Genomic DNA, 24,447 nt, shown 5'->3' on the forward strand with positions numbered 1-24,447 from the left:
GTGCGGCCACGGCGTCAGTCCTTGGAGCGCGCAATGGCTTCCTCGGCCTCGGCAATGGCTTCCGGCGTGCCGACATGCATCCACACCCCTTCCATGCGCTGGCCGAACAGCCGGCCGGCGTCCGCCGCGCGCCGAAACAGCCGGCTCAGCGAGAACGAACCTTCCGGCGCGTCCGCGAAGACAGCCGGGGAGACCACCGCCGCGCCGGCATAGACGAAGGGCACGGTGAGCCGTTCGGGCCGAGGCGTGAGGCGCCCTTCCCCGTCCATCAGGAAATCGCCGCGCCCATCATAGCCGATCGAGGTGGCCGCCGCCGCCAGCAGCAGGCAGATATCCATCGCCTGCGGGTCGAACCGGGCGGCAAGCGTGGCGAGGTTCGGGCGGATGCCCTCGATCCAGATGGTGTCGGCATTCATCACGAAGAACGGCTCATTGCCGAGCAGCGGCAGCGCCTTGCGGATGCCGCCGCCGGTCTCCAGCAATGCGCCGCGCTCGTCGGAGAGCAGAAGGCGCGGGCGGGTGCGGCCGACGAGATGGCGTTCCAGCACATCGGCATGCCAGTGCAGGTTCACCACCGCCGTCGCCACCCCGGCATCGGCGAGCCGGTCGAGCGCGAAGTCGATCATGCTGCGCCCGCCCACCTCGACCATCGGCTTGGGCATATGGTCGGTCAGCGGGCGCATGCGCGTGCCGAGGCCGGCGGCGAGCACCATGGCGGTGGTGATGGCGGTCATGCGCGGCCGGGTTCGCTGGGCGTTTCGGGCGGGGAAGCATCCGCGGGCGCTGCCACGTCTGCCGCTGGAGCCGTCTCGGGCGGGCGCGCCGGCGCGCCGCGCGTCGGCGATGCCGGTGCCGGCGACCCGGCCGCCCGGACGGGCGACAGGCGCGCAGCTCCCGGTGCGGGCACATGGTCCTTGTACCAGCTGGCGAGGCCGCCTAGCTCGGGGAAGGAGAGGCAGCGCTGCAGATAGGTCCAGATGCGCGGCAGGTGGTTGAGATAGACCGGCTTGCGGTCGCGCTGGTTCAGGCGGGTGAAGATTCCGAGGATCTTGGTGGCGCGCTGCGCGCCCATCACCGCATAGGAGGCGGCGAACGCCTTGGTGTCGAAGGAAGGATCGCTCGCCCGGCGCGCCTTCACATAGCGGGTGAGTAGCGCGAGTTCGAGCGCCTCCGGCACGTCGACGCGCGCGTCCTGCGCCAGCGACACCACGTCATAGGCCGCCGGGCCCATCACCGCGTCCTGGAAATCCAGCAGGCCGATCTGCGCCAGCCCGGACCGCTCGGGCAGCCACATCAGGTTCGGCGAATGGTAGTCGCGCAGCACCCATACCGGCTTCTGTGCCAGCGAGGGCGCCAGCGCCGCCGCCCAGAGCTGGCGGAAGGAGCGGTGGGCGTCCGGCTGAAGCCTGCCGCCGGCGTGCGGCAGATACCAGTCGAGCAGCAGCTCGACCTCGATCAGCAGGGCGTCGATGTCGTAGGACGGCAGATGGTGGTCGAGCCCGGTGGTGACGGGCACCTTTGCCGGCAGGTCCTGCCCGTGTAGCGCCGCCAGAACGTCGGCGGCGCGTTCATAGCGCTCCGTCACCGGCGCCGGCGGCGTGCCGTCGAGCACCCCCTCATTGCCGAAATCCTCGATCACCAGCAGGCCAGCATCGAGGTCGCCGCCATAGATGGCGGGCGCGGAGAAGCCGTGCGCCCGCAGCGCCCGCGCCATCGCCACGAAGGGCTTCACGTCCTCGGCGAGATGGGCAATGGCGCTGTAGGGCTTGCTGCCGCGCACCGGCGGGCCGTCGGGGCGGCGCGGCGCGTTCATCAGTATGGCGTTGCGCTTGGCGCCGATCAGCCGCTCATAGCTGCGGGCGGAAGCGTCGCCCTGCAGATGCCGGCGCTGTGACGGCCCGAAGCCGACCTGGTCCAGCAACGCCCGGATCGAGCGCATGCGGAACAGCGCCCCCGCCATCCGGCCGAAGCCGAACAGCCGGACACGGCGCATGGTCTCGGCACCGTCGGTCGGCAGGGTGATGTGGACCTCCAGCCGGTCCGGGTGGAGCACGGCGCCCTCGGCACGCTCCGCCCATTCCACTAGCGTCACGGCGCCGTCGGTCTGCTCGCTCCACCCGAGCTCCTCGAGTTCGGAAGAATCGCTCAGGCGGTAGAGATCGGCATGCACCACGCGGTGGCGCGGCAGGTCATAGACCTGCATCAGGGTGAAGGTCGGGCTCGGCACCTCCAGCGCCGGATCGCCCGCCAGCTCGCGGATCATTGCCCGCGCCAGCGTGGTCTTGCCGGCGCCGAGATCGCCCCCCAGCGTCACCAGGTCGCCCGGCCGCAGCAGCGCCGCGAGGTCCATAGCCAGCCGGCCGGTGGCGGTCTCGTCGGGCAGCACCACATCCCAGTGCGCCACCGGGGTGGTCGGGACGGCGCCTGTGTTGCGGCTGTCGATCATCGCCCTACTCCGCCGCGTCGCGGCCGGCGTCGGCCGCGCGCGGGAAGGTGCAGGTGACGAGCGTGCCACCGCCCTGCGCCGCGCTCAGGCTCACTGTACCGCCATGCAGCGCCACCAGCGAGCGGACGATGGAGAGGCCGAGGCCGACGCCGCGGTGGCGCGAGCCGGCGGTGTGGCTCTCGAAGCGGTCGAACACCCGCGCGCCGATTTCCGCCGGGATTCCGGGGCCCATGTCGCGCACCCGGAACACCACCTTGTCGTCGCGCCGCTCGGCGGAGAGCGTGATGGTCGACCCCTCGGGCGCAAACCCGACCGCATTGGACAGCAGGTTGTACAGCACCTGCCGCACCCGCTTGGCATCCGCGCGGAAGCTGCCGGCGGCGCTGAGCAGCTCGATCGACAGGCGGATGCCGCCCTCGGCGAGGCGGTCGCGCACCCCTTCGGCCGCCGCGTCCATCGCCGCGCGCAGGTCGACATCGGCGAGGTCCAGCGTCATGGCGCCGGCGTCGATGGTGGCGAGGTCGAGAATGTCGTTGATGATGGCGAGCAGCGCCGCGCTGCTCTCGGTGATGTGGTTCACATAGGCGCGCTGCTTGGGGTTGAGCGGGCCGACACCCGTGTCGTCAAGAAGTTGCGCGAAGCCGATGATCGTCGTCAGCGGCGAGCGCAGCTCATAGGAGACGTGGCCGACAAAGGTGCTCTTGAGGTGGTCGGCCGCCACCAGCGCCTCGTTGCGCTCCACCAGCGCGCGCTCGACATGCACGCTGTCGGTGATGTCGCGCAGCGTCACCAGCGTACCACCATCCGGCAGCGGCTGGGTGGAACCGTCAAGCACCGTGCCGTCGCTGCGCTCCATGCGGAAATCGGTCGGCACCCGCGCCTCGATGCCGGTGACGGCGGCCCGCAGGCGCGACCATACCGAGGCGTCGGCGGTGAGGCGGCGGCAGGCCTCGGCCACCGCGTCGATATGGGGGTGGGCGTCGAGCGTCGCCTTGTCCATGCGCCAGAGCTGGCGGAAGGCGGAGTTGGAAAGGCCGAGCCGCCCATCGCTGCCGAACACCGCCACCGCTTCCGCCAGCGCATCCAGCGTCTCGCTCTGGATGCGGGTCAGTGACACGAAGCGGCTTTCCAGCGCCAGGCGCTCCGTCACCTCGTCGAACAGATAGGTGACGCCGCCCTCGGGGTTCGGCGCGGTAACAACGCGCAGCGTGCGCCCGCCCGGCAGGTGCCACCAGTGCTCGCGCGGCTCAATGGCGCGGTAGGCGGAATGCAGGTCCTCGCGCCAGACGCGGAAATCCGCCTGCTCCGGCAGGCGCCGCGCCGCCCGCAGCTGGTCGAGCACCGCGCCATCGGTCGGCCGGTCGTCGAGGAAGCCGGCGCTGAGATCGAACAGGCTGGCATAGGCGGCATTGTGGAAGACCAGCCGCTGGTCGGCACCGAAAATGGCCACCGCCGTGGCAAGCTGGTCCAGCGTGCGGCGATGCGCGCCCACCACCTGGGCAAGTTCCGCCCGCACCGTCTCGGCTTCGGTGGCGTCGAGCGCGATGCCGGCGGCACCGCCGCCGACCGGCACTTCCAGCACGTCGCGCACCTGCCGCGTGCCGGCAATCACCACCGGCAGCCGCGCCTTGAAGGGCAGGCTCGACGCGTGCGCCTTCTGCGCCTTCGCCCGGGTCTGCTGGTCGAGCAGCGACAGGTCGCGCTGTGCGGCGTCGGGCCCGTCGCGGGCCTCCACCGCATGGACATAGGCGGCATTGCTCCACCGCAGCCGGCCGTCCGCGCCCCCGACCCAGACCGGGGCGGGCAGCGCTTCCAGCAGCGCGCGCAGCGCCGAGGTCTCGTCGTCCAGCGCGCGATAGGCGGCCGCGAGCCGCGCCTGGTCCAGCCGCACGCCGGTGATGTCGCGCAGCCGCAGCACCACGGCCGAGCCGACCGGGCGGCCTTCCGCCTCGACGAAACGCCCGTCCTGCGTGCCCAATGTCGCGGTCAGCGGGGTGCCGCGCGCCCGCAGCCGGTCGACACCCGCCTCGATCTCCAGCGCCGAGGCGGGCGTGAGCCAGGTGCCGAAGGCGAGGATGCGCGAGGGAGCCGCCACGCCGGTGAAGGCGGGAGTGTTGCCGATGATCTCGGGCTCGGCCGATGGGTCACGCCAGACCACCACGATCTGCGGCTCCGCCATCAGCAGCGCGCGGGCCTCGTCGATCTGCGCTTCCAGCCGGGCGATCTCGCCGAACGCCTCCGCCTCGCGCCGCAGCGATTGCCGGCGGTAGCGCAGATGCACGATGGCGGTGGTGGCGGCGAAGACGATGAGGCCGACGACCAGCGCGAGGCCGATCAGCGCGCTGGGATCCTGCACCGCCAGCACCGCGAAGATTTCACCCGAGGCCGGCTGCGCCTGCGCGGCGGGGGAATAGGCAACGGCGACCGCCGCAAGAGGCACGGAGCGGATCAGCGCGGCGCGCGCGAGGCGTCGGGCACTGCCGGCGCGCGCGCCCGAACGCCCGCCGCCTTCCGTTCCGCACCTGCCGGCCGGATGCGCCATCCGCGCCCGCCTCCCCTTGCCGACTGCCCCTCCGGCGGGTGCCCCACGCAGGTGGAGCACCGAATCACCGAGACTTTATCGAAGGCGGAGTCGCACTAGAAGAGCCGTGCGCGCGGTACACAGGGGCTGGGATCAAAGCCCCTCGAACAGGGCGGTAGACAGGTAGCGTTCGGCGAAGGAGGGGATGATGACCACGATGGTCTTGCCCTCGTTCTCCGGCCGCGCACCCACCTCCAGCGCCGCCGCGATGGCCGCGCCCGAGGAGATGCCGACCGGGATACCCTCCAGCCGGGCGATGGCGCGGGCGGTCTCGAACGCAGTCTGGTTGCCGACCGTGACCACCTCGTCGATCACCGAGCGGTCCAGCACATCCGGCACGAAGCCGGCGCCGATGCCCTGGATCTTGTGCGGGCCGGGCTGGCCGCCGGAGAGCACCGGGCTGTCCTCGGGCTCCACCGCCACCAGGCGCAGGCTGGACTTGCGCGGCTTCAACACCTGGCCGAGGCCGGTGATGGTGCCTCCCGTGCCGACGCCGGCGACGATGATGTCGACCTCGCCCTGGGTGTCGTTCCAGATTTCCTCGGCCGTGGTGACGCGGTGGATGGCCGGGTTGGCGGGGTTGCGGAACTGCTGGGGAATGATGGCGTCGGGCAATTCCTTCACCAGCTCCTCGGCGCGCGACACGGCGCCGCGCATGCCCTGCGCCGCCGGGGTCAGCACCAGCTCGGCGCCGAGCAGCGCCAGCATTTTGCGGCGCTCCACCGACATCGATTCCGGCATCACCAGGATCAGGCGATAGCCGCGCGCGGCGGCAACGAAGGCCAGCGCGATGCCGGTATTGCCCGAAGTGGGCTCCACCAGCACGGTGCCGGCGCGGATGAGACCGGCTTCTTCCAGCGCCTCGATCATCGAGACGCCGATGCGGTCCTTGACGCTGCCGATGGGATTGAAGAATTCGAGCTTGGCGAGAATGCGCGCCTTCACGCCGCGCTCGCCGGGCAGCCGGTTGAGCTGCACCAGCGGCGTATCGCCAATGGTCTCGGTAATGGAATCATAGACGCGCCCACGTCCCGGCTTCACGTCGGTCGCGGTCTTCGAAGCGTTGTCGGCCATGGGTGCCTCCAGCAAAACGGAACCGGCAACCTTGGCGCGGCCCCTTATTGGCGTATCGTTTTCGCCGGCAGCGCTAACATATCCACGACGACAAGTCGAGGAAACAAATTATATACAAATTTAAATGGTGAAATCTATGCCTTCGGGCATGCCCTTGCGCAGCGTGTTCTGCGCGGCTGCGCGGCAGAGGTCTTCCACCGTCACCCCATCCAGCGCCGCCTCGAAGGCGCGCTCCGCCTCGGCCACCGCCGGCTGCACGATATCGCGCACGATCGGCGGGAAGCCTTCCAGGGCTTCCTCGCCCTCGGCCTCCACCACACGCACCACTTCAGCCACCGTGATCCGCCGCCGCTCGCGCGCCAGCTCATAGCCTCCGCGCGGGCCGCGCACGCCTTTCAGCACGCCGGCATGCACCAGCGCCTGCAGCACCGGCTCAAGATGGCGGGGCGGCAATTCGTGCCGCGCCGCCAGCGCCTTTGCCGCGACCGGCATGCCACGGGCGTGCAGCGCAACGTCGACGACGGCGGCGATGGCGAGGAGGCTTTTATCGGAGAGGCGCGGCATGGTTCTTGGCTAGCGCGATATTTGCCGGCCGTCGAGCCCTGTCGAGCCAAATCCACCATCTCCGCGCGTTGTTTCCTCCAAATTACCGGTCTCGACCAGCTTAATCCGGGTCACCGGCGCCACCACCATCTGCGCGATGCGCTGCCCGCGCTCCACCAGAACCGGCTCGGCGCCGAGATTGACCAGGATCACCTTCACCTCGCCACGATAATCCGAATCCACCGTGCCCGGTGCGTTCAGCACCGTCAGCCCATGCTTGAGCGCCAGCCCGGAGCGCGGGCGCACCTGCGCCTCGAACCCGTCCGGCAGCGCCAGCGCCAGCCCGGTCGGCACCGCCGCGCGGGCCAGCGGGGCGAGCGTCAGCGGCTCCCCCTCCGGCAGCGCCGCCATCAGGTCCAGCCCGGCGGCGCCCGCCGTCGCATAGGCGGGAAGCGGCAGGTCCTGCCCATGCGGCAGCACGAGGACGGCGACATCGAGGATTGCTTCAAGGCTCATGGTCAAGTCTCCAGCGGGCCGAGCGCGACGGCGATGCGGGCGACGAGGCGTTCCGCCACCTCCGCCTTGGACGCCGGCGGCCAGGCTTCCACATCCTCGCCGGCAATCAGGTGCACGGCGTTGCTGTCGCCACCCATCACCCCGCCGGGAATGCCGCTATGAGACGACACGTCATTGGCGACGATCCAGTCGCAGCCCTTGCGGGCGCGCTTGGCCCGCGCATAGGCCACCACATTCTGCGTCTCCGCCGCGAAGCCGATGACGAGGCGCGGCCGCCCACCCGCGAGATGCGCGATGGTGGCGAGAATGTCCGGGTTTTCCGTCAGTTGCAGCGGCGGCAGGGCGCCGCCATCCTTCTTCATCTTCTCGCCGGCCTCGGTTGCCGCGCGCCAGTCCGCCACGGCGGCGGCGAAGATGGCGACCTCCGCCGGCAGCGCCGCTTCCACCGCTGCCAGCATCTCCCGCGCGCTTTCCACATGGCGCACCGCGACGCCGGGCGGATCGGGCAGGTTCACCGGCCCGCTCACCAGCGTCACCCGCGCCCCGGCCCGCGCGGCGGCGGCGGCGATGGCGTGGCCCTGCTTGCCGGAAGAGCGGTTGGCGATGTAGCGCACCGGGTCGATCGGTTCATGGGTCGGGCCGGAAGTGACCAGCAAATGCCGCCCTTTGAGCGGCCCGCCCGCCGCCAGAAGCCGCTCGGCAGCGGCGACGATCTCCAGCGGCTCGGCCATGCGGCCGGGCCCGTCCTCGCCGCGCTCGGCCATTGCGCCGCTATTGGGCCCGACAAAGGCGATGCCGTCGGCGGCGAGCTGCGCCGCGTTGCGGCGGGTGGCGGGGTTGGCCCACATCAACGGGTTCATCGCCGGGGCGAGCAGGATCGGCCGGTCGCTCGCCAGCAGCACGGCGGAGGCGAGGTCGTCGGCGAGGCCATGCGCCATCTTCGCCATCAAATCGGCGGTGGCCGGCGCGACGACGATGAGGTCCGCCTCGCGCGACAGGCGGATATGGCCGATATCCTGCTCCGCCTCGCGGTCGAACAGCTCGGTGAACACCCGCTCATGCGAAAGCGCCCCCGCCGCCAGCGGCGTCACGAAACGCTGCGCCGCGCCGGTCATCACCACCCGCACCGACGCCCCGCGCTCCTTGCACCGGCGGATCAGGTCGAGGCTCTTATAGGCGGCAATGCCGCCGCCGATGATGAGCAGGATGCGTCTGGAGGCGAGCATTGACTGTCCCTGTTCCGGCCAAGGCTTGCGCCTATAGCGCAGTCGCAAATCTCCGGACAGGGATTATCATCCGCGAAGCCGAACTCACTCGGCCGGGCCCGCATGCGGATGATGGTCGCGCGAGGCGACGAGATAGACGATGCCGCCGACGACGAGGGCGCCGACCGGCATGATCAGCAGCAGCAAGAAGTCTGCGGTGGTCATGGCACAAGACTCCCAAGAAGACGCCTTGCTAGGAATTTAGGGTGATGCTGCCTGCGAAGCAAATCACGCTGACAGCGGCGATGCCCAAGGCCGGGGCGGCTCCACCGTTCAGAACCGAAACGACGGGGGCAAGCCCGCCGACAGCCATGACCGCAATGGCGATGCCGTTCAGGTAAGTCGCGGAGAGTTTCGTGCGCTCATTGTGAACGAGACTCACCGCCCTCCTCCCCCTCAGAACAGCAGATGCCCGGCCAGCAGGCCGACGATCACCCACAGGGCGATGGTCATCCAGCGATTGCCCCGCCCCTCGGCGCGGCCGATGGCGTCGGTGGTCTGCGGCGAAAGGGTGAGCCCGTCGCGCGTGGCGGCGTCGAGCTGGGTGGCGATGCGCTGGCCGTGGGCGATCAGTTCCGGCAGCGTCTGCAGCGAACGGCCCACCGCACTGAAGCCGACCGCGACCTCCTCGATCCGCCCGGCCGGGCCGAGATTGCGCTCGATCCAGGCGCGCACCACCGGCTCGGCGGTTTTCCACATGTCGAGCTGCGGGTCGAGATTGCGGGCGACGCCCTCCACCACCACCATGGTCTTCTGCAGCAGCAGCAGTTCGGGCCGGGTCTGCATGTCGAACAGCGCCGTCACCTCGAACAGCAGGGTCAGCAGTTTGGCCATGGAGATCTGGTCGGCGCGGCGCGAATAGATCGGCTCGCCAATGGCGCGGATCGCCTGCGCGAAATCCTCCACCGAATGGTGCGGCGGCACGTAGCCGGCCTCGAAATGCACCTGCGCGGTGCGCAGCCAGTCGCGGGTGATGAAGCCGAACAGGATTTCCGCGAGGAAGCGCCGCTCCTTCTGGCCAAGCCGCCCCATGATGCCGCAATCCACCGCCACCAGCCGGCCGTCCGGGTCGATGAACAGGTTGCCGGGGTGCATGTCGGCATGGAAGAAGCCGTCGCGCAGGGCGTGGCGCAGGAAGGACTGCATGACGATGCGCCCCAGCCGCGGCAGGTCGTGGCCGGCGGCACGCAGCGCCTCGATATTGTTGAGCTTGATGCCGTCGACCCATTCGGTGGTCAGCACCTCGCGCCCGGTGCGGTCCCAGTCGACCGCCGGCACGCGGAAATCCTCGTCCGCCTCGGTGTTCTGCGCCAGTTCGGACATGGCGGCGGCTTCCAGCCGCAGGTCCATTTCCATGGTGACGGAACGCGCCAGCGTATCCACGATGGCCACCAGCCGCAGGCGCTTGCCCTCCGGCGTCGTGCTCTCCCCCAGCCTTGCGGCGCGGTAGAAGGATGAGAGGTCGATGCGGAAGCGCCGCTGCACGTCGGGGCGCAGCACCTTCACCGCGACGCGGCGCGTGGTGCCGTCCGGCTCCGCTACCGCGCCCTCATGCACCTGCGCGATCGAGGCGGCGGCGAGTGGCAGGTCGAGCCGCGTGTAGACGTCGCTCACCGGGCGGTCGAAGGTCCGCACGATGGTCGCTTCCGCCACCTCCTGCGGGAAGGGCGGCATGCGGTCCTGCAGCAGCTCAAGGTCGCGGGCGAGCTGCGGGCCGACCACGTCCGGCCGGGTGGCGAGGAACTGGCCGAGCTTGACATAGGACGGGCCGAGCCGCGACAGCGCCGCGCCGAGCCGGGCGGCGCTGGAGGCCGGGCCGCGCCGCTCGATCAGCCCGGCAAGCGCGAACAGCGGCTCGGAGCCGGGCGGGCGCACGGCGGGGTCGATGCGCGAGGCGACACCCTCGCGTGCCATCACGAAACCGGCGTGTGCCAGGCGCAGATAGTCGCCGAGGGGAGTGGCCACCACGCTAGATCCGCACGCCGGAATGCAGCGCGACGATGCCACCGGTCAAAGGCTGCCACGCCACGCGCTGGAACCCGGCCCCGCGCATTAGATCGGCGAAGGCCTCGGGCGGCGGAAACTTGCGGATCGATTCGACCAGGTACTGGTAGGAATCGGCATCCCCCGTCACCAGCCGGCCCATGCCGGGAATCAGCTTGAACGAATAGGTGTCGTAGATCGCGTCGAGCCCCGGCACGTCGACGCGGGAGAATTCCAGCACGAAGCAGCGCCCGCCCGGCTTCAGCACCCGGCGCATCTCGCTAAGCGCCTTGTCCATGCGCGGCACGTTGCGGATGCCGAAGGCGACGGTGGCGGCGTCGAAGCTCTTGTCGGCGAACGGCAGTTGCTCGGCATTGGCCTCGACGAACTCAACCCGGTTCGCCAGGCCCAGCGCTTCGGCGCGCTCGCGGCCGACACCCAGCATGCCGCCATTGATGTCGGCGACCACGGCGCTGGTGCCGGGCCCGCCGGCTTCCACCGTGCGGAAGGAGACGTCGCCGGTGCCGCCCGCCACGTCCAGCAGGCGAAAGCCGCGCTCGTTCCGGGGCGGGCGCAGGCGCGAGACGAGGAGGTCCTTCCACACCCGGTGCAGGCCGAGCGACATCAGGTCGTTCATCAGGTCGTAGCGGCGCGCCACCGAGTGGAACACCTCGTCGACCATGCGCTGCTTGTCGCCGAGCGGCACGGTGCGGAAGCCGAAATGGGTGTCGGCGCCACCGCCTTCGCCATGCGTCTCCGCAGCCAATGTCTCGGCAGCCAATATCTCCGCAGCCATCTGCTCGCGGCTCCCGCGTTCGATCTGAAATCGGGCCGGACCATAGCGGAGAGGCAGCGCCCCTCCAAGCGGCCGGCCGGGACGCCGCGTGCGACCCAGCCCTGCGTGAAGGTCAGGCCTCCGGGACGGCGCGGCTCAGGCCGCCCCGCCGCTCACGGACAGCGCACATAGACCATGGTGCCGTAGCGGCTGGAGACTTCCTGGTCCATCCATTTGAGCACTAGGATCTGACCATCGAAGCTGATCACCTGGCGGTCGGACTGGGCGCCCGGGGGCTCGTCCGGCAGGCCGATATAGATCGGGCCGTTGCCCACCTGCTTGGACACCACCTCGGAAGGCTGGGCGTCGTCGGCCAGATACATCATGAAGCCGCCGGAGGGGCCGGCATTGATGATGTAGGGCTGGCGGCAGCCCTGGCGGGCCTGCGCCTCGGTGCGCGCCGCGTCCTCGGGGCGGTGATAGGCGGCGAGCCCCCATTTGCCGATGACCTGCTGCGGCGTGATCGGCGACGTGAACTGGGGCCGGGCCGGCTCGATGCGCTGCGGCGTCGGTGAGCTGGCGCAGCCGGCAAGAACGGCGGCGAGAACGGCGGCGAAGGCCAGGCGGGCAACACGGTGGGGCACGTTCATTGAGCACTCCGGAACGGAAGGCTGGCGGGCGGGTGGGCTAACACTCACGGATCAAGCACGAGCCTGCCGTTTCGGATCCATGGATAGGCATAATGAATGGTCTTTACGCCAGAAGGCCAGCCGAACATAGTCCGCCCGCGCCCCGCCGTCGAACTCTCCCAGACTTCCCCGTGAGAAAATGGACCGCGCCGGGCCGGAGTGAGTGACGTGACCGATTTCCTGATCCGGCCGGCGACCGATGCGGATGGCGACGCCATTGCCGTGCTGATCGCCGCCGCCTTCGCCGAATATGAGGGCTGTGTGTTCGACCGCGCCGCCGAATTCCCCGAGCTCGACGCCATCGCCAGCCATTTCAACGCGCGTGGCGGCACCATCTGGGTCGCCGAGGGGGCGGATGGGGTCATCGGCTCCATGGCGCTGGCGCCCACCCGCGATGCCGACGCGCCCGCTGGAGCGCAGGAGATCTTCAAGGTCTATGTGGCCGCTGCCGCCCGCCGGCGCGGCGTCGCCCGTGCCCTGTTCGACACCGCGCTTGCAAGGGCGCAGGCCGCCGGCGCGCCGGAAATCCGGCTGTGGACCGACACCCGATTCGCCGATGCGCACCGCTTCTACGAGCGCTGCGGCTTTGCCCGCCTCGGCACGGCACGCGAATGCCACGACCTTTCTGCCACCTGGGAATATTCCTACCGCCTGCCCCTCGGGGCCGCCCGGCACCGCGAAGGCTGAGCCATGTTCCAGGCGATCGCGCGCCGCGCCGTTCTCAACGGCCCGGCGCTGGTGACCATCACCGCCATCGGCCTGCTGTCGGTCATGGACGGGCTCATCAAATACATGACGGTGGAGCACAGCGCCGGCCAGATCGCGGCGCTGCGCTATGCGGTCGGCTCGCTGGCGGCCGGCGCGGTGTTCTACGCCACCCGCACAGCCCTGCCGGGCCCGGCCATGCTGCGCCCGCATCTGTGGCGCTCGGTGCTGGTGTCGGTCACGGCGGTCACCTTCTTCTATTCGCTCTCCGTGCTGCAGCTCGCGGTGGCGCTGGCCCTGTCCTTCACCTCGCCGCTGTTCATCGCGCTTTTTGCCGCGCTCTTTCTCGGGGAGCGGCCGGGCCGCTCCATTCTCATGGCGCTGGGCCTCGGCTTTGCCGGCGTGCTGGTGGTGCTGTGGAACGAATTGGATGTCAGCGCCGGCGGCAATCTCGCCAATGGGCCGGGCATCCTCGCCGCCCTGGTCGCCGCCGTCACCTATGCGCTCGCCATGGTGACGCTGAAGAGCCGTGCGGCGCGCGACCCTATCCCGACCATCGTGCTGCTGCAGAATGTGTTCTCCTGCCTGCTGGTGTCGCCGCTGGGCCTGCTGCACTGGACCCCGCTATCGAGCGGCGATCTCTGGATGTTCGCCCTCATCGGCGTTCTCGGCACGGCGGGGCATCTGTGCATGGCGTGGGCCTATGGGCGGGCGGATGCCAGCCGGCTCGGCGTGTTTGAATACACCGCCTTCATCTGGGCGCTCGCCATAGGGCTGGTGGCGTTCAGCGAGATTCCCGCGCCCAGCACGCTGGCGGGGGCGGCGCTCATTGCCGGCGGCGCCCTCCTTGCCTCGCGCCGCAGCCGCCTGCGCGAAGCGGAGGTGGAGATCGGGCCCTGATCGCCGGCGCGGGGCTGGACCCCGCGCCGCAAGGCGATAGGTTAGGCCGCGAAACGCCCCCCTCGACGCCCCCTTCGTCGATCCATTCGGAGTTCTGCGATGCGCCCCCACAAGCGCCTGCGCGCGGCCCTGTTCACCGCCGCCGCCCTCGCCGCCGCGCTCGTGCTGCCGGCGCACGCCGCCGACCCGATCCGCATCGGCGAGCTCAACAGCTACAAGGCGCAGGCCGCCTTCCTCGATCCCTACCGCAAGGGAATGGAGCTGGCGCTGAAGGAGATCAACGATGCCGGCGGCGTCATCGGGCGGCCGCTGGAACTCGTCTCGCGCGACGACGGCGGCAATCCCGGTGACGCGGTACGCGTCGCCACCGAGCTGCTGACCCGCGACAAGGTGGACGTGCTCACCGGCACCTTCCTCTCCCATGTCGGGCTGGCGGTGTCCGAACTCGCCAAGCGGCGCAAGGTGTTCTTCCTCGCCGCCGAGCCGCTGACCGACAAGCTGACCTGGTCCGACGGCAACCGCTACACCTATCGCCTGCGCCCTTCCACCTACATGCAGGTGGCGATGCTGATGCCGGCGGCGGTGAAGGCGAACCGCAAGCGCTGGGCTATCGTCTATCCCAATTACGAATATGGCCAGTCCGCCGCCGCCACCTTCAAGACCCTGCTCAAGGCGGCGCAGCCGGATGTCGAGTTCGTTGCCGAGCAGGCCACCCCGCTCGGCAAGATCGACGCCGGCCCGGTGGCGCAGGCCATTGCCGATGCCAAGCCCGACGCGGTGTTCAACGTGCTGTTCGCCGCCGACCTCGCCCGCTTCGTGCGCGAGGCCAATACCCGGCGGGCGCTTGAGGGCACCTTCGTGGTCAGCCTGTTGTCGGGCGAGCCGGAATATCTTGATCCGCTGAAGGACGAGGCCCCGTCCGGCTGGGTGGTCACCGGCTATCCCTGGTATTCCATCACCATTCCCGCGCACCAGACATTCCTCGACGCCTACCGCGCCGCCTATGGCGATTATCCGCGCCTCGGCTCCATCGTCGGCTACGCCACCATCAAGTCCCTCGCCGCCGGTATCGCCAAGGCCGGCAGCACCGATACGGAAAAGCTGGTGGAGGCCTTTGCCGGGCTGGAGGTGGACGGCCCCTTCGGCCCGTTCGTCTACCGCGCCAGCGACCACCAGGCGACGATGGGCGCCTTTGTCGGCACGCTGGCGGTGAAGGACGGGCGCGGGGTGATGGTCGATCCCATCTATGTCGATGGCGCCAGCGTGCTGCCCTCTGATGCGGACGTAGTGAGGCTGCGCCCGGCGGCGGACTGAGCGCGGCGCGAGGCGGGAAGACGCGATGTCGTTCGAATCGCTGCTGTTTCAGGCGGTCAACGGCCTCGCCTCGGCCTCCGGCCTGTTCCTCGTCGCGGCGGGGCTGTCGATCATCTTCGGCGTCACCCGCATCGTGAACATGGCGCATGGCTCCTTCTACATGCTGGGGCTCTACCTCGCGGTCACCCTCGCGCCAAGGCTGGGCGAGGCCATCGGCGGGCCGCTGGGCTTCTGGGGCGGCATTCTCGGCGCGGCGCTGGTGACGGCGGCGCTGGGCGCGCTGGTCGAGATCGTGCTGCTGCGGCGCATCTATGCCGCACCCGAGCTCTACCAATTGCTCGCCACCTTCGCTTTGCTGCTCATCATCAACGATGCCGCGCTCTATCTCTGGGGGCCGGAGGACATTCTCGGGCCGCGCGCGCCGGGGCTGTCCGGCTCGATCGAGTTCCTCGGCCGCCGCCTGCCGCAATACGACATTTTCCTCGCTCTCATCGGCCCCATCATCCTCATCGTCCTCCACACCATCCTCCTGCGCACCCGCTTCGGCCGGCTGGTGCGGGCCGCGACGCAGGACCGCGAGATGGTGGCGGCGCTGGGCATCAACGAGGCGTGGCTGTTCACCGCCGTCTTCGCGCTCGGCACCGGCATTGCCGGCCTCGGCGGGGCGCTGCAGATGGCGCGCGAGCCGGCCAATCTGGCGCTCGACCTCTCCGTGCTGGGCGATGCCTTCGTGGTGGTGGTGGTCGGCGGCATGGGCTCGATCCACGGCGCCTACCTCGCCGCCCTGCTGGTGGCGGAGGTGAAGGCGCTGTGCACCGCGCTCGGCATGGTTGAGGTTGCCGGCCACGCCTTCAACATGTCGCGGCTGACGCTGGTGGCGGAATTCCTGGTCATGGCCGTCGTGCTGGTCTTGCGCCCGCACGGGCTGTTCGGGCGGCCGCAGCCACTGGTCGCGCGGCACGGGGAAATCGCCGTGCCGCTGGTCCCGCTAGGTCGGCAGGGCCGCTTTATCGTGCTGGCGGTGCTCGTGATTTTCGCCGGCGTGCCCCTGTTCGGCACCTTTGCCAGCTATGCTCCGGTGCTGGCGCTCGACATGGTGATCGCCGCGCTGTTCGCGGCTTCCCTGCATCTGTTGATGGGCCCCGGCGGGCTCGCCTCCTTCGGCCACGCCGCCTATTTCGGCCTCGGCGCCTATGGCACCGCCTATGCGGCCACCGTGCTGGGCCTGCCGACGCCGCTCGCCTTCGCCGCCGGCATGGCGACGGCGGCGGCCGGCGCGCTGCTGTTCGGCTGGTTCTGCGTGCGGCTGGAGGGGGTGTATTTCGCCATGCTGACCCTCGCCTTCGCGCAGATCGTCTGGTCGATCGTCCACCAGTGGGAGGAGGTGACGGGCGGCTCCAACGGGCTGTTCGGCGTCTGGCCGGACGCGCCGTTCGACACCGCAAACGGGCTCTACCTCGCGGCGCTGGCCATCACCCTGGCGGGGATATTCCTCATCCGACGTCTGGCGTTCTCGCCCTTCGGCCTCGCCTTGCGGGCCGGGCGGGACTCGCGCATGCGGGCGGAAGCCTCCGGTATCGCGGTGGAGAAAGTGCGGTGGCTTGCCTTCGCCATCGCCGGCACGCTCTGCGGCGCGGCCGGCGGGCTGTTCGCCTTTGCCAAGGGCTCGATCTCGCCGGAAGCGATCTCCGTGGGGCGCTCTATCGACGGGCTGGTGATGGTTCTGCTGGGCGGCGTGCATAGCCTGATGGGGCCACTCATCGGCGCCGGCGGCCTCACCTTGCTGCAGGACATGGTGATGCGCGAAAGCACTTATTGGCGCGCCTTGCTCGGCCTCCTCATCCTCATCGTCGTGATGCTGTTTCCCGCCGGCATCGCCGGCGGCCTGCGGCAGGTGAGGCGCGCCGCATGAACCCGCCCGTGCTCGGCGTCACTGCACTCACCAAACACTATGGCGGCGTGCACGCGCTCGACGGCGTGAGCTTCCAGATCGCGCGCGGCGAATTGCTGGCGCTCATCGGCCCGAACGGCGCCGGCAAATCGACCTGCTTCAACATCGTCAATGGCCAGATCCGGCCGGATTCGGGCCATGTGCGCCTCATCGGCCGCGACATCACCGGCCTCCCCCCGCGCCGCATCGCCCGGCTGGGCGTCGGGCGCACCTTCCAGGTCGCCACCGTTTTCGGCTCGATGACGGCGCTGGAAAACGTGCAGATGGCCCTCATCGCCGCGCGCGGGCGGGTCTTCGGCCTTTGTACGTCGGCCCGCGACGTCGCCAGCGAGGAGGCGCTCGCCCTGCTGGAACAGACGGGCATGGCCGCGCAGGCGGGGCGGCCCGCCGCCACCCTCGCCTATGGCGACGTCAAGCGGCTGGAACTCTCCATGGCACTCGCCGGCGATCCTATCCTGCTGCTGATGGACGAACCGACCGCCGGCATGTCGGCCGCCGAGCGGCAGGACATGATCGTCCTTGTGCGCCAGCTTACCCGTGCCCGCGGCCTTGCCGTGCTGTTCACCGAGCATTCGATGGACGTGGTGTTCGGCCATGCCGACCGGGTGGTGGTGCTTGCTCGCGGCCGGCTCATCGCCGATGGCAGTGTCGAGGCGGTGCGCGACGACCCCGCGGTGCGCGAGGTCTATCTGGGCGCCATCCCCGCCGCCGGGAGCCGCGCATGATGACCGCGACCGCGCCCATGCTGGAGATGGACGGCCTCGACGCGTGGTATGGCGAGGCGCAGATCCTGTTCGGCCTGTCGCTGAAGGTCGGGGCCGGGCAGGCTGTCGCGCTCGTCGGCCGCAATGGCGCCGGCAAGTCGACCACGATGAAGGCGATCATGGGCCTGATTCGGCGCCGGGCGGGCAAGCTGGCCCTAAGCGGGGTCGACCTCGGGGCGCTGCCGACCCACGCCATCGCCCGCCTCGGGGTGGGTTATGTGCCGGAGGACCGGCGCATCTTCGCCGAGCTGACCGTGCTGGAAAACCTCGATCTCGGGCGTCGCCGACCCCCGCCCGGCAGGGCCATCGCCGAGTGGACGCTGGACGCCGTGTTCGATCTCTTCCCGCAACTGGCTGATCTGCGCCATCGCCCCGGCGGCCAGATGTCCGGCGGCGAGCAGCAGATGCTGGCGGTCGCGCGCGCCCTCGTCGGCAATCCCTCTCTGCTGCTGCTGGACGAGCCGTCCGAAGGCGTGGCGCCGATCGTCGTCGCGCACATGACGCTCGCCCTATCAAGGCTCAAGGCAAGCGGCCTTTCCCTGCTGGTGTCCGAGCAGAACGCGCATCTGTGCGCCGCTATCTGCGACAGCGCCTACCTGATCGAGCAGGGCGAGGTGCGCTGGCAGGGCCCGATGGCCGCTCTGGCGGAGCGCGCCACGGCTGGCCCAGGCGGCAGCCTCGATTCACCCGCGCAATCGACGCCCTGACCGCGAATATCCGGATCGGGCACTTGCGAGCCGGCGCCACTGTGTTCTCATGGACGGCGGTATCATGAGAGGCTAACGGCCATGACTACGGGCGATCGCCATCTGCCGGAAAATGCCGGGCGCGAAAGTGCCTGGCGGATCGAAGGGCAGGTCGGTTTCCTCCTGCGTATCGCCAGCCAGCGCAACACCGCCCTCTTCGCCGCCCGCATGATCGAGGGGTTGACGCCGCCGCAGTTCGCCACGCTCGCCAAGCTCCGCGAAATCGGCCCCTGCTCGCAGAACCGGCTGGGCCGACAGGTCTATCTCGATGCGGCGACCATCAAGGGCGTGGTCAATCGGCTGCAGGCACGCGGCCTCATCGTTACCGCCGCCGACGCGCTCGACCGTCGCCGCCTCGCCGTCGATCTCTCCGAACGGGGCCGCGCGGTCACCGATGCCGCGATCACGGTGGCGAAGGAGATTGCGCAGGCGATGCTCGATCCGCTCACGCCGACCGAGCGCGAGCAGGTGATACGGCTGCTGCGCAAGCTCGGCTGAGACGGCGTCAGCTGTCGCGCGGGGCGAAATCGGCCAGCCGCCCGGCATAGGCCTTGGCGCGCGGCGGCGCATAGGCGCCCGCCTTCGAGGTCATGAGACCAACCCGCACCAGCCCCTCCGCCAGCGCCACGGCGCTGGCCACACCATCCACCACCGGCACGCCGTGCTCCTCGCCCAGTGCCCGGGCGAGATCCGCCATTCCCGCACAGCCGAGAACCACGGCTTCGGCCCGGTCATCGCGCACGGCACGGCCGATCTCGGCGGAAATACGCGCCCGCGCGTCGGAGGCGGGGTCCTCCAGTTCCAGCACCGCGACTTCCGACGCCCGCACCCGCGCGCAGCGCCGGTCGAGACCCGAGCGCATGAGGTTGGCCTCGATCACCGGAATGGAACGCGACAGCGTCGTGACCACGGTGAAGCGATGCGCGATGAGGCTGGCGAAATGAAAGCCGGCCTCGCCAATGCCCACCACCGGCGCGCGGGCAAGGCTGCGGGCGGCGTCCAGCCCGGTATCGTCGAAGCAGGCGATGATGTGGGCATCGACGCCGGACGCCTCAGCCTGCCCGATGGCGGCAAGCAGACCGGGCAGGGCCAGCGCGTCGTCATAATGGCCCTCGATAGAGGCCGGTCCCATTGTCGACGTCGCCTCGACGATCTCGGTGCCCGACGCCGCCACGGCCCTCGCCGCCGCCGCGATCTTCTCGGTCATGGAACGGGTGGTGTTGGGATTGACGACGTGGATGCGCACGGAGCAGCCCCGCATTCGAGGGTGGGATCCCGCTTCTAGAACATATTCCACGTGAACTGAATGATGCGCCGCTGCGGAAAACCCGCTTTCCTGAGGGCAGGCGGCACCCCCCATCTGCCGGCGGCGCCGCGCGAGCGCCAACGCGCCTCGCATGAACACACCCGTCTTGGCGCCGCCGCGAGGAGTCCAGAAGGTGTATCCGACGGGTGAATTCTCGTTTCCCCATCCGCCCCGAGCGACCAAAGCTGCCGCACCGACAGCAACGCAGGGGCACACAGATGTCGCCCGCCCTCCGGGGCAACCGACCCTCACTCGGGGAACAGGCTTTCCCCGCAAGTATCAGACCCGCCAGCCCCCGCGCGGGACGCGGACGAGACTCTCCGGGACAATGCCGCTCCCCATAGAGGAGGCGTCCTTTCCCAAGTGAAGGGAGGATAACAAAAATGGCTGGGGCGGGAGGAGCCCAAGCACGAGCACACTCAAAAGACCAGATATCAACATCTTCATGGCCTGCCAAGTCTCGCCTGTACTAGAAATGTGTACTAGATCAGCTCCACTGAGGAGCGGTCAGAATGGCAAGGCGTGGAAGGTGGCTCAAGCAGCGGGGCGCGGTCTGGTGGTTCCAGCTCGCAGTGCCCACGTCGGTCCAGTCGATCATCGGCAAGGCCGTGATCCAGGAGAGCCTCCGCACGTCGGACCGAAAGCTCGCTGAGCATCTCGCGCTTGAGAAGGCCGCAGCCTGGAAGCGGACCTTCGACCTGCACCAGGGCGTCATCCGGGGCAACGAGGCACCGCGCAATGTCTTCCTCGAGGTCCAGCAGCGCATCACGTGGCTCAAGGGCCGCTTCCGGGAAGACGCCGAACTGGACGTCCAGCTGGACCTCCTGTGGGATGAGTACGCAGCCCCCGAGATGCACCGCCTGCACGTGGACGATCTGTCAGAGGCAGACGAGGACGACCTCGCCCCCGAGGTGGTCGCCGCGTTTGAGGCTATCCGGCGCGCGCGCGAGGGTCGCCAGGACGTGCCCAAGGAGTACGGCACCCCCTTCTCCCAGGTGGCGGCGGACTTCATCAGCGACCGCCAACGTGACAGATCAAGCAGCCTGACGCTGCAAACGGTCTCGCAGATGGAGGTCGTCTACCGTCTCTTCCGCGATCACATCGAAGACGCCCCGCTGGTGACGGTGAACAGGAAGACGGTCACGACCTTCTTCGACAAGGTGAAGCGACTGTCGCCGAATTGGGGCCGTTCTCCTCAGACCAAAAGCCGGACCCTGGACCAGCTCCTCGCCACCTACGGCACCGCAGGAGGGTCGAAAGTCTCCAACAGGACCGTGAATCGCTACAGCTCCGCCCTCTATGGGCTGTGGGAGTGGGCAAGGAACCGGGACGACGCACTTGGCGAGAACCCCTTCGATGGGCAGTCGCTGAAGGTGAAGACGCCCAAGGACGCCAATGCCCCCTGGAGCGAGGAAGCCTTGAAGGCCGTTCTTGCCCTGGAAAGCTCCCCAGGCATCCCCGGAGAGCCCAGCCCACTCCACTGGCTGCCTCGGATCGCGCTGCTGTCCGGCATGCGCCTCAACGAGATATGCTCCCTGGAGGCCGCAGATATCCAGGAAGCCGATGGCGTCCGGTACTTCAACATCCCTGCTGGCAAGACAGAAAGCAGCGTCCGCGTTGTGCCGATCCACAGCAGCCTGCAGGCCTTCCTGGAGCTGTGTTCGCCGTCCGGCTTCCTGTTCCCCCACCTCAACGCCGGGGGCCCGGACAGAAAACGCAGCTGGTACATCGGCCGCGACTTCGGCCGCAGCACCAAGAAAATAGAGGGGCGATCCACCTTCCACGGCTTCCGGAAGAATGTGGTCGAAACCTTCGAGCGCCGCCGCATCCCGGAGACGGAAGTAGCCCAGCTTGTGGGGCACGGCAAGAAGGGCCTCACCTACCGGGTGTACTCTCCCAACGGCCTGACGATTGGGCAGAAGCGGGAGCTGATGGAGTTGCTGAAGCTGCCGGTGTGACAAGTTGCTGAAGCTCACAGGCCGCGAGCAACCCGAGCGCTGCAGCCGAGCAACGATCGCAACCACTGCGAAGATCCATTCTCATCATAAAGCTCAGGGACGACGTTGACTCCAGTAGAGATGGATCACTGGGCTGATTCCTCAGCGGCATGTTGCGTGTGCTTGGTAATGATGTCCTGTACGTCACTCGGCTTAAAGGCGACATCCCAAGCCCACTGACCGAATCCTCCAGTGCCGTTGATTGCTCTGACCCACTCGTCCATTGCAGCGCGCTTGGCTTTGTTCTGGGGGCTATCGGTTCCCTTGATCTCAAGCGCGAGCGTCTTGCCGCTCGACAGTTTTACCAAGAAATCAGGCAGATACCGGCGGCGTGATCCGGCCCATAGATATTGGACCTGGAAGCCAAGATGATCGTTCTTTGCATAGGCGTCGACGTCGCTCCGCGCCTCGAACACATTCGCCGCGTGCCCCTCCCAGGATGAGTCTCCGACAAGGTGACTGATGTGGGACTTGATCGCAGGAAAGCAGGGCTTGGTTGTATACCACGTTCGCATTTGGCCCGTGGAGCCGATTGGGCTTTCTTCATCGAAGACGGGAGTGAGCCGCTCGGTATTCTGTTCGCTCACATGACGCATAACATGCTGGACAACGAGGTCGATGTTTAATGCGATCAGAATCCGTCGACGCAGGGGGTCCGAGTGGAACAGTGACGGAATGTTGAGAAGCTTGGAATTAAGAAACTGCTCGACGATGCACACTAACTGTGCAGCAAGGTACTCCTCTGTTCCAGAAAATCCGTGCCTGAATTCCGCGAAACCCTTTCGAGCAGCTTGAAAGACGATCCTTTGCAGGCGGAAGCCATCGGGAAGGCGCTCGAGATCAATCGAGGTGACCTTCTCCATGTCAGTTGCCCCGCCCAGGGCTGGCGCCAGCTCGGCACTAATTGGCGTTGAGGCAGGATCAAGAACCAGAGGGGGCACATGGTCCCAAGCCATGGCCAGCTTCGGCCGAACCACCGTTTCGACGCGCAGCACGTTGGGCCACTTGATTTCGAGGTGCGACCGATCCTGAATAACCTCGATCTGGGTGGTCGGCCTTGGAGGCGGGGGCGCGTCACCACCTTCACCGGTCTCCGAGATGGAAAGGGGAACGCCGAACACGTTCACATATTCCGGTATGAACAGCCCATTATCGTCCTTGTCGTAGGAGACGCGACGGAGGCCGCGTCCGACCACTTGCTCGCACAAGAGCTGCGAGGTGAAGGCACGCAAGCCCATGATATGGGTAACGTTCTTCGCGTCCCAGCCTTCCGAAAGCATGGCGACCGAGATGACATTCTGCAGGTCCTGGCCAGCCGCGCCGCGCTTGCCGACGTTGTCGACGATCTCACGCAGCAGCTCTTCCTTTTTCATTCCCTGAAGCCGCTGCTTTCTGGTCTCCGGCAGGTCTGCGGCCTCGATGATGGACTTCAGCCTGCTCTCGTAGCCCTTGTCAGAGGTGGCGGCTTCACCGATTTCCGCCTTCTCCAGTACCTTGGAGTCGACACGCAAAGTCCTGTCGGGGGCGTGCATCTCCGGCCAATGCGCGTCACCCTTATTGAAGTAGTGCTCGACCCGCGCCGCCGTCTCGGTGCGGTTGCAGACGGTCAGCATGACCGGAGGCGAATGATGCCCGGCTTCCCGCCACTTCCTTTGCGTCTCCCGCCAGTCGGCGCCCAGAAGCGTGTAGGCATCCTGCACCAGCTTGGGCAGCGCCTCGTGGGGCTCGGCCTTCGCTCTGTTCAGGTCCTCGGACACGGAAGGGTCGCGGTAGATGTGGTACAGCTTCGACCGCAGCGTTCTTGCGTCTGGCAGGGCGTCGTCCCGCACCACCACACGCGGCGTCTTTACAAGTCCCGCCTCAATCGCGTCGTTCAGGCCGAAGTCGGAGATGATCCAATCGAAGAGCGCGGTATCGGTGCTCTTCTTGCCGGTCGGCGCAAACGGCGTCGCCGAAAGGTCGAAACAGCGCTGAATACGGCGTGTCTTATGGATTCGGTCCAGCCCTTCGATCCAACGAGTTGCCTCGTCGAGATCGATCCCTTGCTCAGCTGCTATCTTTCGGCTGATCTTTACCTCAGGTGGCTGGCGATAGGCGTGATGAGCCTCGTCGTTTATGACGATGATGTCCCGGTGAGCGGCCAGCTTGCCCAGCACCCGTCGAGTGAAGGCTTCGTCCGATTCACGGCCCTTCTTGACGACGGAACGCTCTTGCTCCTTCAGCGGCATCAGGGTGTGCCAGTTCTCGATCAGAACGTCGGCCTGGTTCAGCTTCTGGCGCAGCGCCTCGGATGGGCAGAGGTTGAATTCGTCGTAATAGCTTCCCTCGCGGGGCATGAGCACCTGGAGGCGTTCCTTCACCGTCAAGCCGGGCGCCACGATGAACACGGCGCGACTGAAACTCTTGTTCCGCTTCGGATAGGTCAACGCGTTCAGGACCTGCCATGTGATGATCATCGCCATCACCGTCGTTTTGCCGGTGCCGGTGGCCATCTTGTTGCAGAGCCGCTCCCATGCCCCGCCGTCCCAGGGAATGGCGATGCCCTGCTTGAAAGCCTCCGCCCCCTCGGTCCACCAGATCAGCGTTTCAATCGCCTCGAGCTGGCAGAAGTAAAACGGATGCTGACGGGCATCCGTATCGTGCCAGTGTTCCAGCAGCTTGCGGGTGACGATGGTCACGCCGGGCCATCCAGCCTCGCGCCAGGCATCGACCCGGGCGCGGATGGTGTTGACGAGTTCCAGCACCTCGGTCCGCTTGGTGTTGTTGCGGGCGTCGAAGACTTCGTAGCTCGCCGGACGACGCTCGGGCTTGATCTGAAGCTTGCCGCCTTTGCCCTCGACCCAATGCTGAGCCGGGCAGACGAATGGCGTGTTGATAATGAGGGACATGGGT

Annotated in this window: 21 protein-coding genes; 8 read left to right on the plus strand and 13 right to left on the minus strand. The window is 68.2% G+C overall.

All coding sequences use genetic code 11. The features are described from left to right. Positions 1 to 14 precede the first annotated feature (14 nt). From ACQY76_RS03030 to ACQY76_RS03080, 11 genes are all read right to left on the minus strand, one after another. Positions 15 to 734 (minus strand): nucleotidyltransferase family protein, encoded by a 720-nt coding sequence (locus ACQY76_RS03030; RefSeq protein ID WP_428031444.1) that lies wholly within the window; start codon positions 732 to 734, stop codon positions 15 to 17. Then, positions 731 to 2,446, minus strand: coding sequence for a tRNA (adenosine(37)-N6)-threonylcarbamoyltransferase complex ATPase subunit type 1 TsaE (tsaE, locus tag ACQY76_RS03035; RefSeq protein WP_428031445.1), 1,716 nt, complete (start codon positions 2,444 to 2,446; stop codon positions 731 to 733). The genes ACQY76_RS03030 and tsaE overlap by 4 nt, the downstream gene beginning before the upstream one ends. Positions 2,447 to 2,450: 4 nt before the next feature. Continuing rightward, complete coding sequence (locus ACQY76_RS03040) at positions 2,451 to 4,988, minus strand: ATP-binding protein (protein WP_428031446.1); 2,538 nt, start codon at positions 4,986 to 4,988, stop codon at positions 2,451 to 2,453. 132 nt (positions 4,989 to 5,120) lie between these two features. Continuing rightward, the gene (cysK, locus tag ACQY76_RS03045) at positions 5,121 to 6,101 is read right to left on the minus strand and encodes a cysteine synthase A (RefSeq protein ID WP_428031447.1); all 981 of its coding nucleotides are present in this window, start codon (positions 6,099 to 6,101) and stop codon (positions 5,121 to 5,123) included. A gap of 120 nt (positions 6,102 to 6,221) precedes the next feature. Beyond that, positions 6,222 to 6,665: an RrF2 family transcriptional regulator gene (locus ACQY76_RS03050; protein WP_428031448.1), complete on the minus strand. Its 444-nt coding sequence runs from the start codon at positions 6,663 to 6,665 to the stop codon at positions 6,222 to 6,224. 9 nt (positions 6,666 to 6,674) lie between these two features. Continuing rightward, positions 6,675 to 7,160: a dUTP diphosphatase gene (gene dut / locus ACQY76_RS03055; protein WP_428031449.1), complete on the minus strand. Its 486-nt coding sequence runs from the start codon at positions 7,158 to 7,160 to the stop codon at positions 6,675 to 6,677. A gap of 2 nt (positions 7,161 to 7,162) precedes the next feature. After that, the gene (gene coaBC, locus ACQY76_RS03060; protein ID WP_428031450.1) at positions 7,163 to 8,386 is read right to left on the minus strand and encodes a bifunctional phosphopantothenoylcysteine decarboxylase/phosphopantothenate--cysteine ligase CoaBC; all 1,224 of its coding nucleotides are present in this window, start codon (positions 8,384 to 8,386) and stop codon (positions 7,163 to 7,165) included. A 232-nt stretch (positions 8,387 to 8,618) separates the two neighbouring features. After that, entirely contained in the window at positions 8,619 to 8,807 is a 189-nt protein-coding gene (locus ACQY76_RS03065; RefSeq protein WP_428031451.1) for an amino acid transporter, read from the minus strand. A gap of 14 nt (positions 8,808 to 8,821) precedes the next feature. Beyond that, complete coding sequence (gene ubiB, locus ACQY76_RS03070; protein ID WP_428032917.1) at positions 8,822 to 10,390, minus strand: 2-polyprenylphenol 6-hydroxylase; 1,569 nt, start codon at positions 10,388 to 10,390, stop codon at positions 8,822 to 8,824. Positions 10,391 to 10,394: 4 nt separating this feature from the next. After that, positions 10,395 to 11,204, minus strand: a complete 810-nt coding sequence (ubiE, locus tag ACQY76_RS03075; protein ID WP_428031452.1) for a bifunctional demethylmenaquinone methyltransferase/2-methoxy-6-polyprenyl-1,4-benzoquinol methylase UbiE — start codon at positions 11,202 to 11,204, stop codon at positions 10,395 to 10,397. Between the two features lie 152 nt (positions 11,205 to 11,356). After that, a complete protein-coding gene (locus tag ACQY76_RS03080) occupies positions 11,357 to 11,833 on the minus strand; it encodes a hypothetical protein (protein ID WP_428031453.1) in 477 nt (158 codons plus the stop codon). Positions 11,834 to 12,040: 207 nt separating this feature from the next. On the opposite strand from ACQY76_RS03080, the gene ACQY76_RS03085 reads away from it, so the two are divergent. The 7 genes from ACQY76_RS03085 (at position 12,041) to ACQY76_RS03115 (ending at position 18,750) form a co-directional block, all read left to right on the plus strand. Then, positions 12,041 to 12,559, plus strand: coding sequence for an N-acetyltransferase family protein (locus tag ACQY76_RS03085; protein WP_428031454.1), 519 nt, complete (start codon positions 12,041 to 12,043; stop codon positions 12,557 to 12,559). Positions 12,560 to 12,562: 3 nt separating this feature from the next. Then, positions 12,563 to 13,477 carry a DMT family transporter gene (locus ACQY76_RS03090; RefSeq protein WP_428031455.1) on the plus strand — a complete coding sequence of 305 codons (915 nt, stop codon included), beginning with the start codon at positions 12,563 to 12,565 and terminating at the stop codon, positions 13,475 to 13,477. 99 nt (positions 13,478 to 13,576) lie between these two features. Continuing rightward, entirely contained in the window at positions 13,577 to 14,791 is a 1,215-nt protein-coding gene (locus ACQY76_RS03095) for an ABC transporter substrate-binding protein (RefSeq protein ID WP_428031456.1), read from the plus strand. A gap of 25 nt (positions 14,792 to 14,816) precedes the next feature. Beyond that, on the plus strand, positions 14,817 to 16,703 hold the full coding sequence (locus tag ACQY76_RS03100) for an ABC transporter permease (protein WP_428031457.1): 1,887 nt from the start codon (positions 14,817 to 14,819) through the stop codon (positions 16,701 to 16,703). Next, positions 16,700 to 17,467, plus strand: coding sequence for an ABC transporter ATP-binding protein (locus tag ACQY76_RS03105; protein ID WP_428031458.1), 768 nt, complete (start codon positions 16,700 to 16,702; stop codon positions 17,465 to 17,467). The genes ACQY76_RS03100 and ACQY76_RS03105 overlap by 4 nt, the downstream gene beginning before the upstream one ends. Then, the gene (locus ACQY76_RS03110; protein WP_428032918.1) at positions 17,467 to 18,213 is read left to right on the plus strand and encodes an ABC transporter ATP-binding protein; all 747 of its coding nucleotides are present in this window, start codon (positions 17,467 to 17,469) and stop codon (positions 18,211 to 18,213) included. Before ACQY76_RS03105 ends, ACQY76_RS03110 begins: the two co-directional genes overlap by 1 nt. 81 nt (positions 18,214 to 18,294) lie before the next feature. Then, positions 18,295 to 18,750: a MarR family winged helix-turn-helix transcriptional regulator gene (locus tag ACQY76_RS03115; RefSeq protein WP_428031459.1), complete on the plus strand. Its 456-nt coding sequence runs from the start codon at positions 18,295 to 18,297 to the stop codon at positions 18,748 to 18,750. A gap of 7 nt (positions 18,751 to 18,757) precedes the next feature. Here the strand turns inward: ACQY76_RS03115 and ACQY76_RS03120 are convergent, their stop codons facing one another. Then, positions 18,758 to 19,498 (minus strand): aspartate/glutamate racemase family protein, encoded by a 741-nt coding sequence (locus tag ACQY76_RS03120; RefSeq protein ID WP_428032919.1) that lies wholly within the window; start codon positions 19,496 to 19,498, stop codon positions 18,758 to 18,760. A gap of 572 nt (positions 19,499 to 20,070) precedes the next feature. On the opposite strand from ACQY76_RS03120, the gene ACQY76_RS03125 reads away from it, so the two are divergent. After that, positions 20,071 to 21,516, plus strand: coding sequence for a DUF6538 domain-containing protein (locus ACQY76_RS03125; protein WP_428031460.1), 1,446 nt, complete (start codon positions 20,071 to 20,073; stop codon positions 21,514 to 21,516). A gap of 125 nt (positions 21,517 to 21,641) precedes the next feature. Here the strand turns inward: ACQY76_RS03125 and ACQY76_RS03130 are convergent, their stop codons facing one another. Further along, positions 21,642 to 24,443 carry a BPTD_3080 family restriction endonuclease gene (locus ACQY76_RS03130; RefSeq protein ID WP_428031461.1) on the minus strand — a complete coding sequence of 934 codons (2,802 nt, stop codon included), beginning with the start codon at positions 24,441 to 24,443 and terminating at the stop codon, positions 21,642 to 21,644. Positions 24,444 to 24,447: the final 4 nt, after the last annotated feature.

The organism is Ancylobacter sp. (assembly GCF_965279025.1).
GTDB lineage: Bacteria > Pseudomonadota > Alphaproteobacteria > Rhizobiales > Xanthobacteraceae > Ancylobacter.